This window comes from Novosphingobium sp. ERN07 (genome assembly GCF_012641335.1).
In the GTDB taxonomy this organism is placed as follows: Bacteria; Pseudomonadota; Alphaproteobacteria; order Sphingomonadales; family Sphingomonadaceae; genus Novosphingobium.
Map to the genome: position 1 here is coordinate 1 of NZ_JABAID010000054.1, position 2,040 is coordinate 2,040.

4 protein-coding genes are annotated in these 2,040 nt (G+C 60.3%); 3 read left to right on the forward strand and 1 reads right to left on the reverse strand.

What is annotated here, in order from left to right; translation table 11 throughout:
- Nucleotides 1-152 precede the first annotated feature (152 nt).
- Together HGI47_RS23190 and HGI47_RS22020 are read left to right on the forward strand one after the other, a co-directional pair.
- Entirely contained in the window at nucleotides 153-371 is a 219-nt protein-coding gene (locus tag HGI47_RS23190) for a GMC family oxidoreductase N-terminal domain-containing protein (protein WP_370521833.1), read from the forward strand.
- Nucleotides 372-546: 175 nt separating this feature from the next.
- Complete coding sequence (locus tag HGI47_RS22020; protein WP_370521834.1) at nucleotides 547-732, forward strand: GMC oxidoreductase; 186 nt, start codon at nucleotides 547-549, stop codon at nucleotides 730-732.
- Here the strand turns inward: HGI47_RS22020 and HGI47_RS22025 are convergent.
- Nucleotides 729-1,514: an enoyl-CoA hydratase/isomerase family protein gene (locus tag HGI47_RS22025; RefSeq protein WP_240950381.1), complete on the reverse strand. Its 786-nt coding sequence runs from the start codon at nucleotides 1,512-1,514 to the stop codon at nucleotides 729-731. The genes HGI47_RS22020 and HGI47_RS22025 overlap by 4 nt on opposite strands.
- A 201-nt stretch (nucleotides 1,515-1,715) precedes the next feature.
- Here HGI47_RS22025 and HGI47_RS22030 point away from each other — a divergent pair, with 201 nt between their 5' ends.
- On the forward strand, nucleotides 1,716-1,910 hold the full coding sequence (locus HGI47_RS22030; protein WP_240950382.1) for a hypothetical protein: 195 nt from the start codon (nucleotides 1,716-1,718) through the stop codon (nucleotides 1,908-1,910).
- Nucleotides 1,911-2,040: the final 130 nt, after the last annotated feature.

Consider the following 2,040-nt stretch of genomic DNA (forward strand, 5'->3'; position numbering starts at 1 on the left):
TTTTAATCCCGTCGACGTGTTCGAAGCGTACCAAACGCTTAACCGTTGATCACGGTGATACGCGAACCCGCTTCACGCCAATTTGTCCACGCCACCTAGTCACTCAGACCGATGCTCTGCACCTGTTGTTCGAAGGAAAACGGTTGCGGGGCGTGCGTGTCCGCGATGCGCAGGGCGAGCGTGACCTTCTGGCGCGCAAGACCATCGTCAGCGCCGGTGCGCTCAATTCGCCTACGCGGCTTCAGCGATCCGGCATCGGATCGCCAGCACATCTTCAGCGTGTCGGCGTGGCGGTAAGGCATGACGCGCCCGATGTCGGTCAGAGCATGCGCGAGCATCGGTTGCTGCGCGCCCAGTCCCGGTTGCGCTAAGGGAGGAATAACCCAGCATTTCGCGGGCTTTGCGCTGGAAAAACAGCATGGGGCGATCTGCGGCGGCTATGTAATGCGTCCGGCAAGCCGCGGTTCGATCCTGATAGCGAGCCCTGACCCGGACGCGCCGGCGGAGATTGATCCGAACTAACTTGCCACCGATTATTACCGGCGCGTGTCCGTAGCGCTGTTGCGCACCATCAGCCGCATCTTTTCGCAGCCGGCGCTGGCTGGGTTGGTGGTCGTCGACATCTCGGTCATGCCGTCGCTGGTTTCGGGCAATACCAATGCGCCAGCCATGGCGATGGCATGGCGGGCGGCCGATCTCATCGAAGAGGATGCGAAAGCACCTGCTGTCTAGCAGCCCTGGAAGCTGGCTGCGCGTTTCTCGCGGACCGCAGCGAGCCCTTCACGGAAATCCGCACTGGTGAGCAGGATGGCCTGTTGCGGCAGGTTGGCTGACCACTCCGACTCGATGGCACTTTGGCTTCCTCGTTGCAGGGCAGTCTTGATCGCGGCATAGGCCATTGGGGCCGATTGCGCGAGTTCTCGCGCCATGGCAAGGCCGTGCTCGCGCAACTGTTCGGGCGGTACGACGTCGCTGACCAGCCCGATGGCCTTTGCTTCCTCGGCCTTCACCGCGCGCCCGCGCAGACACATTTCGGCAGCCCGCCCCATGCCAATGATACGCGGAAGAAGGAAGGTGCCACCCAGCGGGGGCATGATGCCCAGCCTGATCCAGCTCTCCTGAAAGAATGCCCCATCGGCTGCAATCCGGAAATCGCAGGCGGCGGCAAGCTCGCACCCGACGGTTACAGCTGCGCCCTGAACCAGTGCGATGGTCGGCTTGGGGCAATGGTAGATGCGCCGCGCTGCGCCCTGGAAATGGGTGTAAACCTGATGCCGAATTGCTGCAGCGTCCATACGCGTCAGATCGTCAAGAAAGGCGAAATCCGCACCCGCAGAAAAATGTCGCCCATCCGCCGCCAGTACGATCGCGCGGACGGAGCTGTCTTGCACCAGCAAATCCATCGCCTCGCAGATTTCCTTGAGCGTTTGCGGGCGAGAGCTGTTGTTTGCCTCGTCGCGTGCCAAGATGACGAGAGCCACTGCGCCTTGGCGCTCGATGCGGATATCTTCCAAAACCCTAATCCCCATTGTGTAAACAACTCGGCTGGGCCGAATCAATCAATGGCCCACATTGACCCAACAGCCTCAAAAAGCCTATATATAAATAAGATGTTTTATGAGCTCCTCGCAACCATAGTGCGACCCAAGGTTGTGCAGTGGCCAAGGAGAGAGCGATGACCGAGCCTGCGCCGCCATTGACATCAAAGCCGGACCATGATCCTCGCTCTCTCCGGGCAGGAAGACCTGGCTTGCGAGTGGATGCACCGCGAGATGGGAGAATTTCTCGAAGAGTTTTTCACGAGTCTTCCAGTCCATCTGCAGCGGACACTCGAGCGCAGGATTGAGAACCTGCGGCCTCGGTGGGCCAATGGCACCTCACAGATCGTGGCGCGAATGCTTGCCAAGTAAATCGATGATTTTGTGGGTCGGGACATCGCGATTGACCTGCCCCCCGGCAGTCCCTCGATCATAACGAGAGTCCAGCGGTTAAATACGATGGCCCGGACGCCTGCACAAGCGCGTCGGGCATGATGCTCTC